Annotated in this window: 14 protein-coding genes; 6 read left to right on the forward strand and 8 right to left on the reverse strand. The window is 43.7% G+C overall.

The window, feature by feature from the left end:
- Window positions 1–132 precede the first annotated feature (132 nt).
- The gene (locus V7O64_RS09725; RefSeq protein ID WP_407355216.1) at window positions 133–2,070 is read left to right on the forward strand and encodes a sodium:solute symporter; all 1,938 of its coding nucleotides are present in this window, start codon (window positions 133–135) and stop codon (window positions 2,068–2,070) included.
- A gap of 61 nt (window positions 2,071–2,131) precedes the next feature.
- On the opposite strand, the gene V7O64_RS09730 is transcribed toward V7O64_RS09725, so the two are convergent.
- Window positions 2,132–2,461, reverse strand: a complete 330-nt coding sequence (locus V7O64_RS09730) for a hypothetical protein (RefSeq protein WP_407355217.1) — start codon at window positions 2,459–2,461, stop codon at window positions 2,132–2,134.
- Window positions 2,462–2,745: 284 nt separating this feature from the next.
- Here V7O64_RS09730 and V7O64_RS09735 point away from each other — a divergent pair, with 284 nt between their 5' ends.
- Window positions 2,746–3,051 (forward strand): hypothetical protein, encoded by a 306-nt coding sequence (locus V7O64_RS09735; RefSeq protein WP_407355218.1) that lies wholly within the window; start codon window positions 2,746–2,748, stop codon window positions 3,049–3,051.
- A gap of 171 nt (window positions 3,052–3,222) precedes the next feature.
- Complete coding sequence (locus V7O64_RS09740) at window positions 3,223–4,257, forward strand: methionine synthase (protein WP_407355219.1); 1,035 nt, start codon at window positions 3,223–3,225, stop codon at window positions 4,255–4,257.
- A 34-nt stretch (window positions 4,258–4,291) separates the two neighbouring features.
- On the opposite strand, the gene V7O64_RS09745 is transcribed toward V7O64_RS09740, so the two are convergent.
- Window positions 4,292–5,329, reverse strand: coding sequence for a stage II sporulation protein M (locus V7O64_RS09745; RefSeq protein ID WP_407355220.1), 1,038 nt, complete (start codon window positions 5,327–5,329; stop codon window positions 4,292–4,294).
- Between the two features lie 117 nt (window positions 5,330–5,446).
- On the opposite strand from V7O64_RS09745, the gene V7O64_RS09750 reads away from it, so the two are divergent.
- Window positions 5,447–6,190, forward strand: a complete 744-nt coding sequence (locus tag V7O64_RS09750) for an RAD55 family ATPase (RefSeq protein WP_407355221.1) — start codon at window positions 5,447–5,449, stop codon at window positions 6,188–6,190.
- A gap of 12 nt (window positions 6,191–6,202) precedes the next feature.
- Window positions 6,203–6,712, forward strand: a complete 510-nt coding sequence (locus V7O64_RS09755; protein ID WP_407355222.1) for a hypothetical protein — start codon at window positions 6,203–6,205, stop codon at window positions 6,710–6,712.
- Between the two features lie 25 nt (window positions 6,713–6,737).
- Here the strand turns inward: V7O64_RS09755 and V7O64_RS09760 are convergent, their stop codons facing one another.
- From V7O64_RS09760 to V7O64_RS09785, 6 genes are all read right to left on the reverse strand, one after another.
- Complete coding sequence (locus V7O64_RS09760; RefSeq protein WP_407355223.1) at window positions 6,738–7,775, reverse strand: EF-Tu/IF-2/RF-3 family GTPase; 1,038 nt, start codon at window positions 7,773–7,775, stop codon at window positions 6,738–6,740.
- 52 nt (window positions 7,776–7,827) lie between these two features.
- Window positions 7,828–8,994: an RNA ligase gene (locus V7O64_RS09765; protein ID WP_407355224.1), complete on the reverse strand. Its 1,167-nt coding sequence runs from the start codon at window positions 8,992–8,994 to the stop codon at window positions 7,828–7,830.
- Between the two features lie 18 nt (window positions 8,995–9,012).
- Window positions 9,013–9,789 carry a CBS domain-containing protein gene (locus V7O64_RS09770; protein ID WP_407355225.1) on the reverse strand — a complete coding sequence of 259 codons (777 nt, stop codon included), beginning with the start codon at window positions 9,787–9,789 and terminating at the stop codon, window positions 9,013–9,015.
- Window positions 9,790–9,831: 42 nt separating this feature from the next.
- Window positions 9,832–10,671: a CBS domain-containing protein gene (locus tag V7O64_RS09775; protein WP_407355226.1), complete on the reverse strand. Its 840-nt coding sequence runs from the start codon at window positions 10,669–10,671 to the stop codon at window positions 9,832–9,834.
- Window positions 10,672–11,362: 691 nt separating this feature from the next.
- The gene (locus tag V7O64_RS09780; protein WP_407355227.1) at window positions 11,363–11,971 is read right to left on the reverse strand and encodes a cyclic nucleotide-binding/CBS domain-containing protein; all 609 of its coding nucleotides are present in this window, start codon (window positions 11,969–11,971) and stop codon (window positions 11,363–11,365) included.
- Window positions 11,972–12,197: 226 nt separating this feature from the next.
- Window positions 12,198–13,325 carry an OB-fold nucleic acid binding domain-containing protein gene (locus V7O64_RS09785; RefSeq protein ID WP_407355228.1) on the reverse strand — a complete coding sequence of 376 codons (1,128 nt, stop codon included), beginning with the start codon at window positions 13,323–13,325 and terminating at the stop codon, window positions 12,198–12,200.
- Between the two features lie 202 nt (window positions 13,326–13,527).
- On the opposite strand from V7O64_RS09785, the gene V7O64_RS09790 reads away from it, so the two are divergent.
- Window positions 13,528–14,163: an RNA 2'-phosphotransferase gene (locus tag V7O64_RS09790; protein ID WP_407355229.1), complete on the forward strand. Its 636-nt coding sequence runs from the start codon at window positions 13,528–13,530 to the stop codon at window positions 14,161–14,163.

Here is a 14,163-nt window from a genome sequence, read left to right on the forward strand (position 1 = left end):
TGATTACAGATAAACTTCATTTTCTGAAAAACCTTATATATGAACCGCAATAAGAAATATATCACATATATAAAGGTCTTCAGCAGTTTGTCTGCCGGGGATTGCTCATTGTAAATTTAAGAGGTCTTATTTATGGAAAGTTATCAGATATTCCTGTTATTGATGGCAGTGTACCTGCTGGTATTGATAGGCATAGGGTTCTATTTCACAAAACGTCAGAAATCCGTGACCGATTTCTGGCTTGCAGGCCGCAAGATCAATTCAATAGGTATTGGTTTTTCAGCTGCTTCCTCGTGGATGACCGCGGGTGGCATACTGGCTGTTATCGGTTTTTATATGCTGCTTGGAATGGGTTCCATATGGGGTTTTGTAGCTCCCAATATTCTTGCATTGTTGCTGATCGCCCTGCTTGTTGGCAAGATAAAACACTTGCCTGCGATCACACAACCGGAATTGCTTGAACAGAGGTACAGCAGCACTCTGCGTGGTCCTGTTGCGATAATCATCGCTATTGTGATGGTTCTTTTCGCAGTTGCTGACATCAAGGGCCTCTCCCTTGTGCTTGAGGTCTTCTTCGGTCTTCCGCCAATCTATGCTGCAGCTATCGTGGCCCTTGCCATATCCGTATATGTGACGCTTGGAGGTTTCTCTGCGGTCATATGGACCGACATGATACAGTTCATAATGCTTGCAACTTTCTCCATTGCAATTGCACTTGTTGTTGTCAACGCAGCAACCACAGGTTCTGCAGATGTTCCTGCTATAAGCACTTCAGAGCTTTTCGGCAACGTCCCTTCAGACTGGTGGAACCCGTTCATAATAGGCCTTCCTGCTGTTATGATATTCATATTTGCAATTATCCCCGGATGGGTAACAGAGCAGGACCCCTGGCAGAGGATATGGGCTGCAAAGGATGAGAAATCAGCAAGGAATGGTATGATCATGGGTTCTTTCCTTATCTTCCTGATATTCGGTGTGGCATGTACCGTTATTGCGATCGGTCTTAACCATCTGTATCCGTCTATACCTGCATCCTTTGCAGACATAGGAATGGGTGCCATGGCCCAGGCTGAGCCTGCATTGCTGGTATTTATCGTGGAGAATCTTTCTCCTCTGGCACTGGGCCTGTGTGCAGTCGGTCTTGCTGCAGCTGCCATGTCCTCGGCCGACACCTTTGCAACTTCCGGTGGATCCTGTCTTTCCCGTGACATATATCAGCGCTACATAAAACCCGATGCGACCATGAAACAAATGATGGCTGTCAACAGGGTGGCTTTGCTTATAATAGTAGCAATGGCAACCGTACTCTCATTCTATATCCAGAGTATCATCGATGTCATTCACATTGCAACCTTCATTGCAAGTGCATCCTACTTCTTCCCGCTCATGGGAGGCCTGTTCTGGAAGCGTGCAACAAAGGAAGGTGCCCTGGCAGGACTCATTGTTGGTGCCGTTGCACAGATTGGACTGACGGTTGTAGACCTTGTGAAAACACCACCAATGTCACCGGCTTACCTTGATACCATCCATCCCCTTCTTTCAAACCACGGTGTCATTGTAGGAATGCTGCTTAGCGGAGTTGCCTTTTTCGTTGTCTCCCTGGCAACAAAACCGTCAAGTGCCGTGAACCTTGCCCCCTTCTTTGCAGACGAGGCTGCAAAGCTTGAGAAAGAAGTCATGGTAGTTGATGAATCCGATCCGGATTACAAAAAGCTCGTTGAGACCATTGAGAAAGAAATTACCGGTGACCGTGCAAGTGTAAAGCTCAACCTTGAAGCATCTGCAACCATCAACTGGGATAAATTCGTAAATGAGCTCAAGTCCATTCATCCTTCCTGGGTTACACCATCTGGCAGGGACTCTGTCTACAGGCTGACAAAGGCTGATATGCTTGCCTGCGTTTCCCTTACCCGCGGAGAGAATGAAAAAGAGATCTGGTTCTCATCAGAACCCATGGCCGCTGACCTGGACCTCAGCACAAAGGAATTCCTTGTGGCTTTCAAGCAGGTTGCAGAAGCACTTAGCAATATCGGTTTGCTGATGACACTGCCGTCTGCCGACAACAGATAAAATTTGCAAATTGTTCCGGTTTTCAGCCGGAACACCTTCTTTTCTTATTTTACCGGGCTGATCACCCTGGTCTGAGAATAATCATCAATGAGATGATCGTCATGAGAGTCAAAGCCGAAAAGCCGGGGGTAGTATTAACCGGTTGTTCCGTATTTTCATTTTCATTGGAAGCTATCTTCTCTTCAAGCGTTTGTTCATGATCATCCTCTATGAACACTAACGGAACATCGGTAACATTCATTTTTCTTGCCTCGTAGTCTATCATTGAGCAGATCTCATTTGCCAGGACCATTTTTTCTTCCAGTGGCAACTTCTTGTAAATTCCAACGTTTATTCTTCCGCAAAGCAATGCCCCATATATTGTCACATTGCCAGTCCGGAAAATTGTCAAAGATCTCTACAATATGAAAACCTGATTAATAAGACGTTTATTTGTTGTTCATCAAATCTTAGCTTCACAAGAACATGGATTGAGAAGTTTCTGGATAACAAGTTATAACAGTTAAGTTGTTAGCTATAGTTCATTTCCAAGTTAATAATTTGCTTTAATACCTGCTTTTATTCAGTTCTGACTGAATAACAAATCCGGATATTTATATACCTTCTATATATTATTTTTATATTATTTCAAAAACTATATCTAATGTAACTTCTCTATAGATATTTGTGGTACATATGGAACTGAAAAATCCTATTCTGGATATTGAGATGACTGAAGAGAACAGGGAACAGATCAAATCCCTGAAAGATCTTTTTGAAGAACTGACCCCTGAGGAAAAGTTCGATGTCGTGGAACTGCAGAACATAATGCTTCAAAGGGTTTCGGGTCGTAATGACAGGTATGGTATCCCGCAGGGTAGTTCAAAAGCGGAAAGGAATGAAACTGAGATAATTTCCCACATGTCAACCAGGTCACTTGATTACTCCCAGATGTGCATCAATTATTATGTTTCAAAGATCTCTTCTGTCCTGAAGAAGTAGAACAGGCATTTTGGTCATTTTATTCTTTTGCCATCCTGTTTTAAGCAGAGCTTTGGCTTTGTTAATTGCGGATCTTGAGTAATCCCAATCCTTTCAAATGTCGATCTTACCGGATCCTGGCATGATCATCACTCAAAACTTATAAGTGAAATACAGGCTAATAATGTTGCCATGGCAGAGATTATCTTTGATGACATTGGCAGTTTCCCCCTTCCTTCAGGTAAGTCCAAAGAATGGATGGCGGGAAAGTTCTCCGGAAAGAAAAGCGATGAGGACCTTTTCAGGGTAATAAACGAAGCTTTCATGAAAAAGGTTGAAGCCGGTGTAGAGGTACCCACATATCCCCAGTACCAGGATATGAACGAGCAGTTCCTCTCTATCATCAGGGATGCAGATCTGACAGAAGAGCCATTTAAGGTAAAGCTTGCCAATGCACGTATAATTGAACTTCAGGCCATTGAAACGGTTGCCAGGGCTTACCGGGAAGAGAACGGTGAAAAGCTTGATGTACGCATCTGTGTTACCGGTCCCCTTGAGCTTTATCTCAAGGAGTTTGGCGGCACCGAGTATGTGGATATACTCAACCTGTTTGCGCAAAGTGTTGACCGTTTCGTGAAGAACTCTCTTTCCAATGCCAGGAACTTCAATATAAGAACAGTCTCAATTGATGAACCCAGCATAGGTATCAATCCGCAGGTAATGTTCTCTGACAATGACCTCATCAAGGCCATGGACATTGCATGCATTTCTGCAAAAAAGGCTGCCTGTGATGTGGAGATCCACCTTCATTCCCCGCTTCACTATAAACTCGCCTGCCAGACGGAGAATATCAGTGTCATAGGGGTAGAATCCGCAGCAACTCCCTCATATCTTGATCTTATAGATAAAAAGGTCCTTGAAGAAAGCGATTCCTGCCTGAGGGTCGGTATTGCAAGGACGGATATCTTCAATCTTGTCTCTGTGCTTAACGACAAGTACAATACCAATGTCTGGAAGGATACCCGTTATTTCCCGGAGATCATAGATGAGATGGAGACCCCTGAGCTCATCTCAAAGCGCCTGAGCAAGGCATATTCGATGTTTGGTGAAAGCATCAGATACGCAGGTCCTGATTGTGGTCTGGGTTCCTGGCCCTCGCAGGAGATGGCTGCCAGTCTTTTGAGCAATGTGGCCCAGGGCATGGCAAAATTCAGGGAAGGCCGGTAGAGGGAATGAAGCCGTATTTTTCTTGCATCCTGATTCAGGTCAGGAATGTCTCCAGGCTGTTGTCCAGTGCCAGCATTACCAGGTCAGCTATTTCCAGTGTCACGTAGGTCTCAATGTATGCTGCCACCAGCAGTGTAAGAATGATACAGCAAAGCATTTTCCATGTATATCCTGAGAGGATGTAATCCTTTGCCATTGTATATGTATATCCTGCATCCTCTTGCAGGCTTTGGATGTCATTACCATTGAACAGTTTTTTGCCGATCACATCATGAGACTGCAGGTATGCGAACCTGTAGCCGATGGCTGCGGCAATCAGAAGTGCAGGGATCTCGATGATCCCATGGGGAACTATTGCAACAAAGAAGTAGATCACATTGTACATCAACCCGATAGCAGTTCCTTTCAGTCCGAATAACTGGAAACCCGTTAAAGCCCCGTTAAACGTAAAGAATGCCAGAAGGATACCCATCAAACAACCATTTACTATCACTATCATAAGAGGTACTGTGTATGGAAGCATGAATGCAAAGTCCCGGTATTCATTCTTCCCGTAACCGCAATACTGCCAGATAGTGCCTTTTTTTTCTTCCCTGCTCCTTTCAAGGGTTGAGAAATCCCTGTCAAGTATGGATGTTATTGCCGTCAGTGCCCTGAACACAGGCATCATGGCCTTTTCAAAAACAATGGAAAAGGATGCATAAAGATGATGTTTTGGCCTCATGCCGATATCACTTATCAGTATTCTGTGCAGCATGTTAAAAAACCCTGTACCGATCACCGCAAAGGAGGCTGCAATACTGTTAAAGATGAATATTGCCCAAAAAAGACTCATGTAATTCGCACTTATTGTTACCTTTGCAGTTGCCGCAGAAGCTGTGTTCATAATAACCTCACTTACAGGTTCAGGTTGAGCAAATGTGAACATCAGGATATATGCAATTATGGCGACGCTAAAAGAGACAGCAACAGATAATATGAACACCTTTGCCGACCATTTTACATCTGCAAGACCAATTCTGAGACTCTCGTTATTTTTACAGCCATCGTTTATGTATCTGCCATTTATCATGTAAAGCACGCTACATTGTTAAATTTTATATATCGATGCATTGAAATACTTTAGTTATTATATAATTGTATTACTATATTACTATATCATTATCTACTAAGTCTGGGATGTATATAAATGCGGATACCTACAGGAATAGAAGGGTTTGACGATCTTGTTCAGGGCGGTTTTCTGACCGAGAGGGTTTATGTATTAAGCGGTCCACCGGGAAGTGGAAAAACAACATTCGGGGTTCAGTTCCTTGCCCAGGGGGCAGCAATGGGTGAAGTGGGTCTGTACGTTACTTTACTGGAATGCCCGCAAAATATCATCAATGATATGTCAAATTATGCCATGAATGTTCCCACGCTGATAAAGATGAAGAAACTTCTCTTTGCAGACCTTGGTCCACGCATGGAATACGGTTACATGGATGAGCTAAACGAATTCATCACTACGGACTATAATGTCGGCAAGAGCTCCATTGAAAGTGAGGCTCCCTCGCCTTCAATGGTCTTCAAAGAGATTGCAGCATATGTCTCGGAATATGATGTAAAGAGGCTGGTAATTGATTCGGTTTCTGCGATACGCTTTACCACAAAGGATCTGTCCCTGCAGGAGAAAGAGATGAGCCGGTTCATACGCAATCTCAAAAAGCTGGGATGCACTACTCTGCTGTTATCTGAGATGACAGATCCGACCGCATATTCCACTGAGCAGTTTGCTGCCCATGGGGTGGTTTTCATGCACAATTTCCTCTATGACAAGACCATGACCCGTGCTTTGCAGATCATAAAAATGCGAGGTACAAAGCATGATTGTAACATGCGCAGTGTCACTTTCACCGATAAAGGATTGAAAGTCGAAGGCTATCTTGAATGATGGTTGTTTACAATGGTAAAGATATTTAAGAGAACAGGGGAAAAAAAGACTCTTCCCGAAGATGGCAAGGCACAGCTTGCAGATGCATCCCGCAGGCTTGGTTTTGAGGTAGGGTATCATCACCACTCTGAGATTGGCTGGGTCCAGGAGAAATTAACCCAGATCTACAGATTTGCTGAAGAATATGATCTCAGGGATTTTGTAAAGGAATATTACAATTATGGCAAAGAGGAAGGTGCAAAAGTAAAGGAAAGAGATACCAAATCCGGTCTTTCCCGGGGTCTTTCTCCGCAGGAGCCTGAAAAACCTCCCGGCTTTACATTTGAAAGGGCAAAAAACGATGCATACATCTCAAAACCAGGCTCAGGTTACAAAAGCTCTGATATCTCATTTCCCGTTTCCTCGGATATGATCCTCCAACCGGGCCTGGTTGATCTGCCTGATAATATAGAGAGGACAAAAGCCATAGAAAGGCCTTCGTTCCTTGATGGTGCCAGGCATCTGACACCTAAAAAGAAATAAAGTAACTTCCTTCTTTTTTCAGCTGTTATTGCTCATGACCAAAGGCAACGAACCTTTGTTTCTCGTCAAGGTTTGCCAGAATGAACCTGTCTTCTTTGCTGTAGGCGATCTCCTTTGAACCGGATAACTTCAAAAGGTATTCTTTTGCGGGTTTAGCAGTCTCTTTTTTTGCGTCTCCTTCTACTATCTCAGTAACCCTCACAGGTGAGGACTGGAGTCCTGTGTAAAGATGCAGCATGTCATTCACATTGAACTCCTTTGCCAGCGGTGAAAGAGTACATCTGAGCACAAGATCAGTAGCAACCTGTTCTTCGCGGGAGATTACAAAGCCCCTGTCAATGTCCTTTGACTGGACACCTTTTAGAGCAAGCCCCACCCTGGCACCACAAGGAGCCGATTTTACATCCACATCGTGCATCTGAATGGATCTGATCTCAAGTTCCTTTTTGGCCGGATATGCGATCATTTTATCCTTTGCATTAAGGGTTCCCTGCATGACAACCCCCAGCACCACACATCCGATTCCCGTTACATTGAATGACTGGTCTATGATCACTCGTGTCTGCCTGCTGTCAAGTTCTCTCAGTTTTTGATCTGCCCTGTCACCGACTGAGAATATGAGTTCTTTTAGTTCTTCCATCCCTTCAAAGGATGTGGTGGATACAGAAATATAATCCCAGTTCTCAAGTGCAGTGCCTTTTGTGACCTTCTGCAGCTTTTCCCTGAGTTCCTCCTGTGCAAGGGGGTATGAAGTATCCGATTTTGTGAGAACAACGATCCCATGCTTATATTGCATCAGGTCAAGTGCGATAATACATTCTGCAGCAAACTGGTCAAGCCCGGATGGCGGGATGCATAAAAGAGCAATATCAGAAAGGTTAAGTGCGGTGACCAGTGACTTGACAGATACCGGGTATCCGGTGGCATCAATGGTTGTGAGTATCCTGTCGTTCTTGGCATAATCATACATTGTTATGTCAGTGACATTACCTTTCTTTCCAAGTTTCCCGGCAAGCGTGGTCTTGCCGCTTTTCTCACTTCCGATGATAGCAATCTTTGTCATATGGGCACCTTTATGTGGTTTACGAATTAATCTACTCAGATATATTTCTTTTTCATGACCACAACTGACCTTCTAACATTGCAAGTGTTTTATCATTTGTGCTCTTGTTTATTTTCCTGATCTCTACGGAATAATCCTCACCAATCCTTTCCGGTGTTCCAATAATTACATAAAGCCCGAACCTTTCCAGATAGGCTTTGAACCTGTAGATGACATTCTCTTCGCTGACCCTTATGCGGAAATCATCTGATATTCTTTCACCACTCTGTACCTGGGTTATTGTTCCTTTCATCGGGCTAAGTATGCTCTCCCCAAGCCTTCGGCATCTCTCCCGGAACTCTTCCTCACTTTCAGACCACTCATAGGACTGGAAGCCTTCCCGTACCACCCGGGAGAAAAGGTAATCACGTCCTGCCTCATTGTAAAATCTGAATGCCTGTTCCAGATCGGAGCAATTACTCTGGGAACATGTGTATTTAATTGGTTGCAATACCATCTCCGGATCCTTAATTACCACACCTTCATGTCCCTTTTCACCCAATTCCCTTATGATTTCCATTATTTTTTCTGATGCCTGAGGAACGTTGAATTCCCCCAAAAGCCGGACCTGGTTGAAACCGTATTCTTCACTCAGTTTTCTTCTTTGCCCAACATTCAATGGCTCTCCGGTATTTTTATACCTCATGTCAAAAACGAAGAAGTCCAGAGACTCTATGCCATAGACTTTTTTCTGAACATACGGATTATCCGGACCTGCCATCTCTCCGTATACAACGATGTCAGGATGGTCCATGAAAAAATCCCTTTTTAGAAAGTTCTGCACCCTTTCTGTGGAATAGGGGCATACATGGCCACTACGGGTAAAAGCAATGAGCTGCCCTCTGTAATCAACAACACGGACATTATAGCCGTTCATTTTCTCTTCAACGACAACGGAGTCAATATCATTGAAATTCTTCTTCAGCGCAGGCTCAAGGAGCATTGCCCTCTTAATCTTTGGAAAACCACGCACCAGTTCGAAAGAGCCATGCTTGTCGATCAGCACAGTTCCATCTTCAAGCTGTGGTGCGTGTCCTTCGAAGCGGTAAATACTGTTATATTCGTCCCAATTCTGCCTCAGGTTACCCTTTTCAATAATCTCCGAAAGCCTGGAAGGCGGAAGTTCCAGGAACTTGGCCGCCTTCTCAATATCAAATTCGGTTTCCTGATGGTATCTCATCACCAGACACCTGGTTCTTTACTGGACCATTCCTCTGATGATGCTTCTTCGGGTGATCAGTCCCACCATCTGTCCTTCAAGGTTGACAACAGGCAATCCACCGAAGTTCTCTTCAAGCATCATCTTGGCTGCATCGCTTGTTGATGTGTTCGTGTAGACTGTTTTGACCCCCATCTTCATGATATCCTCCACGATCAGGTTCTTTATACGTGACTCCTGCTTGCTGCCCTCCACAAGATCACGGAAGGAACGCATGGCTTTTGCAATATCTTTTTCAGTTACCATCCCCACTATCTTATCTCCTTCCATGATGGGGATCCTTCCTATATTGTTGTCAAGCATCATTCTCCTGACATGACTTACACGGTCTGCAGGGCCTGCAACGATGGGATTCTTTTGCATTATCTCGCCGGCATACCCTTTGAAATTATTGTTCTTGAGTATCTCGTTTGGTGTTACCCATCCAAGTATCTGTTCATTCTCAACAACAACGACCACTCCGCCATTATTTATCATAAGTGTGATGGCATCCGTTACTTTGGTATCGGGCAGGACCTTCACGTAATTGTCTGAGATGGCTGTTGCAACATGAAGTGATGACGCCGGCTTACTTCCCTTTTTGCGTGTTCCAAGCTCTCTTGTCAGATTTCTCATAGTAAGTACTCCAAGCAGCTTGTCATCGTGTTTTACCAGGAGACGTCTTATTCCCTTCTTATCCATAATGTCAAGCGCATGGGAAATAGTATCTGATTTATCTACAAGCACTGGTTCTGCCATTATATCCTTTACTTCCATTATAATCCCTCTGATCTTGTTTTTATCTTTTTCCTTCGATGCTCACTGAACTGCTTTAAGTACGTCTCTCCTGCTGATCAGCCCTACTATCTGTCCACCGTTAACAACAGGTAGCGCAATGGCGTGCTCTTCAAGCATCATTTTTGCAGCATGAACCGCCTTATTCTTCATATCCACTTCTGGTGGCAGTTCTGACATGATGTCTTCAGCTACAAGAGGTACTTCCTTTATGTACCGGTACTCTTTCTGGCCGGCAGGGGTTGAGCGTCTTGTCATTTTTATGCTCTTTGACGGCAGTTTCCCTTCGTTGTCTGTCATAAGGTTGAACGCCACATTAGTAGTGGTTATTATCCCTACTGCTTCATCAGCATCGTCGTTGACTATCACACGGTTTGTCCGGTTCTCTTCCATTTCGTGGATAACATGGTTGATTGTATGGTGCCTGTGAACGAAGACGATGTCATCTGACATGATCTCTGATACTTTTGTCTTTATATCCTGCATGGAGAAGTATTTCATGATGTCTGTTCCTGTCACTATGCCTACCACTTCCCTGTTCACCACAGCAAGTGAGTTTATGCCATTCTCTATCATCAGATTGCTTGCCTGGGCAACAGATGCTCCGGGATATATTGTGATAGGATTCTCATGCATCACCATACTTACCGGAATCTTGTCAATAGGCCTCCTTCTCCACATAGGTTCAGCCTGTGCGAGCCTTTTTCCAAGATCTGTCTTTGTGACAATGCCAACCATCTCATCATTTTTAGCTACCACAAGGGTGCTGATCTTGTGTTTCAGCATAAGGTTCCTTGCGTATGCTACTGTTTCTTCCGGTGCTATGGTAAAGACCGGTGAACTCATAATGTCCTTCACATTCATGTTGTTCCTCCTTTTTGAGGCCTGGGTACTGATTAAAACCAGCCTGCAGGATATTTTTCTATTGATCTTTCAAGAGCCCACCACTGGTAGATCACAGCGGTTTTGTGTGCCCTTTTTCACTCATGTTCTTTCTCTATGGGACTGTTTACTTTATTGCAGGAACAAGTTCCTAATCCCTCTGTATTTCTGAAACCATATTTGCGGTTTTTAGTATGCTATCGGTTTTTCCTTTCACCTCCGGATAATGTCCAATGTCAACTGATGTGACCTTCATGTCAATTTTGGATCTTTTGTATCAGTTTTTTCCCGGACCGTAGCATGACAGTTCTTCATTCCAGTTCACTGATCTTGTATCTTATTTTCAATTGCACCACTGTTCTCTGAACATATCAAAATTTCAGTGTGGCTCTGGGTATAATATCTGGAAGTTTCCCGGACGATACTTAAACCTCGCGGTATACATCTCTGAACCGGGTGCAGGGCTACACTTTCAATATGCAGTTAACATACAATGTCTGTCTGCAGTAAAAGTGGATCCAGTCAACACAAAATACCGGCTACCTGTGATTTTTCCCGGTTGTGATCCATGTGTTGCTTTGAAAGTCGATACATTCCTTTTTTTAAGATATATCGGGACAGACATTTGTTTCACCAGTTTGAAGTGCTTAATATTAATTGACCAGTCAAATAACTAGTCGTAGTAACCTTCCTCCTCTTTACAGTCCTCACAAAGCATCAATCCATTAACATCCATAAGGTTGTCAACAAAAGCGCTGCAACGCTGGCATATGCCCCGTTCAGGCTCCTGTTCCTGCTGGATATTATTCTCATGATGTAATTCGATAAGACCTTCCAGGATCGTTGTCAGACCGGGAGCAATGGCAATTATATCCCTGTCAGTGATCATCCCTGCTATCTGGTCACCTTCCATTACCACAAGCCTGCGAATGTTGGACCTGACCATCATTTCAGCAGCTTCGATTATGTTTGTGGAGGGCTTTATTGATATTATGGGGGATGACATGATCTCCATTGCTCTCATTTCTGCAGGAAGGACATTCCTGATCACGTTCTTGATTATTATGTCATGTTCAGTTATGATGCCAATACTGTCACCGTCCTCTTTTACGATGACGCTATTGGTATCATTCTCTGCCATCTTTCTGGCGACATCAAGAACACTGGCAGTAGCATCGATATCAACAATATCCTTTGACATCGTTTCCCTGACCAGCATCTCATTCCGGATCTCCAGAATTGAGATATCGGTTTTCATGTCGTTCTGAGCATTCAAGACCATAAGATGTCTCCAGAATCCCGGATTAAAGGAAGTTGTTACCTATAGTCCACAATTAAAATGTTACTTTTATTCTATAAATAGGTGTTCGTGGTTTCTTTTGAATGGCCTGTTTTTTGAAAACAAGGGGCTTAGAGCTATTTATTTTAGTAAAAAATAATTGATTCGGGACATCTCATAGATCACCCGAAACATTCCCGGGATTTTTATATATGTAAATTATGCATTTTCAACGGATCATTATCCTTGTTCTGTTCCCTGCACTGAGCTCAACCTCCTCATTAAAGCCCGACTTTGCATATGCATCTATTATCTCTACTGACATATCGATATCCAGCTGGTCCACAAGAAGTGCATGGTCACCCCATAAAGCTATGCGTATCCTGCCGGTGTCATCGGATACGTATATATTGGAGACCATATTCACGGTGCCGTCATCGCGATTGAATTCCCTGATCTCACCGAGTCCGGAGACCTGTCCGGCTATGGAATATGACTCTCCGGGTATAATATCTGAGATTGGTGTGAAATCTTCCTTGAATTCTATTTCGTCATGGATCTTTTTGATGGAGCTGCGGTTACCAACCTGCATTTCCACCTGCTGGTTGAAATTATTCTCCCGTGCGTATCCGTTTATTATTTCCACTGAATCGTCTATCTCAAGGTCTTTTGTAAGGTCTGCCATCTCATCCCAGAGTGTTACCCTTATCTTACCTGTCTGGTCACCTATCAGGATGTTTGCAACCTTTCCTGTTCCACCGTCTTTCTTGTTGAAAGTCCTGATGTCGGATATGTCAAGGATGCGGGCACGGATATTAAGATCTCCCATCCCGTTCTTAATATCTTCTATATGTTTGGACTCAATACGCGCCTCTACTTTTTCATCGGTCTCACAGAATACTCCATTATTACCTATATTGACCTCAAGACCTGAATATCCTTCTTTTACATAACCGGCTATCTGGTAGTTCTGCCCTATCCCGATCTCTCCTGTCTTTGCAAGATCTGCCCTGTCATCCCATAGTGTCAGGCGTATTGAACCTGTCTCATCAGCTACAATGATATTGGCCACCCTTCCGATGGTACCATCGTTGCGATTGAATTCCTTTGCAGGGAAAACAGACATGACCTTGGCAATGAATTTGACATTGTTACAATTTGGGTTGATGTCTGATATCTTCTGTAACTGCGTCTGTACGTTGTCACTGACCCCCAGGTCATGGGCGACAAGCATGGCGGCCGTCCTTGTGTCACAAAGGCCGCTCATTTGTTCCACTTTTTCCTGCACTTTACGTGTAAAATCATCTTTGCTGATGACGCCGCCTAATTTTTCGTATACTTCATTGATCTCATCCATAATAATACCCTGAAAATGAATTAAAGTCTTATATTATAATGACCGGTTATCCATCTATCTTTTGCCTAATCTAGTATTCTCTTATATAAATAACCTAACGAAAACATTTTAATGATCAAAATGCTTTGGCATTACATATTTTGTGATGCTTGTTGCGCCGTTTAATAAGTTATATTAATTATGAGATGTATTTGCAGTTATCATGATCCGTAAATGTAAAGAGCATGGCTATTTCAGGGGAGAGGCTTGCCCTGACTGTGGAGATGAAGGACGTTATGTACTGGATGATGATCGGGAAGAGAGGCTTGGAAGATTCATTTCCGGTGCATTGAGACACTTCCCTGAAGATGTGGGTATTGAAATGGATGCTCAGGGCTGGGTAGTTCTGGACCAGCTTTGTGATATCATGAAAAGGCGGTACAAGTGGGGAACCATGGAACGCCTGATCTCGCTTGTGGAATCTGACAGGAAAGGACGCTATGAGATAGACGGGGGTTATATCAGGGCAAGATACGGTCACTCAGTGGATGTGGATCTGATATCTGATTATCCTGAAAATGATCTGACATATCTTTATTACGGTGTTAGTCAGGAAGAAGCGGACATGTTGCTTGACAATGGTATCTATCCTATAAGGCAATGCTATGTGCACCTAAGTACATCGTTTGAAAAAGCAATGACTGCAGCTTCGGTCCATACGGACAACCCTGTTATCATTGAAATTGATGCAAGCGCAGCCCAGCAGGATGGAGTGGATATTGTTACAGTGAACGATGATATAGTGCTTGCAAGGGGTATACCTCCTGAATATCTGAGTGTTGTGGACTCCGGGGAGTAA

The sequence above is a fragment of the Methanolobus sp. WCC5 genome (genome assembly GCF_045690325.1).
GTDB lineage: Archaea > Halobacteriota > Methanosarcinia > Methanosarcinales > Methanosarcinaceae > Methanolobus.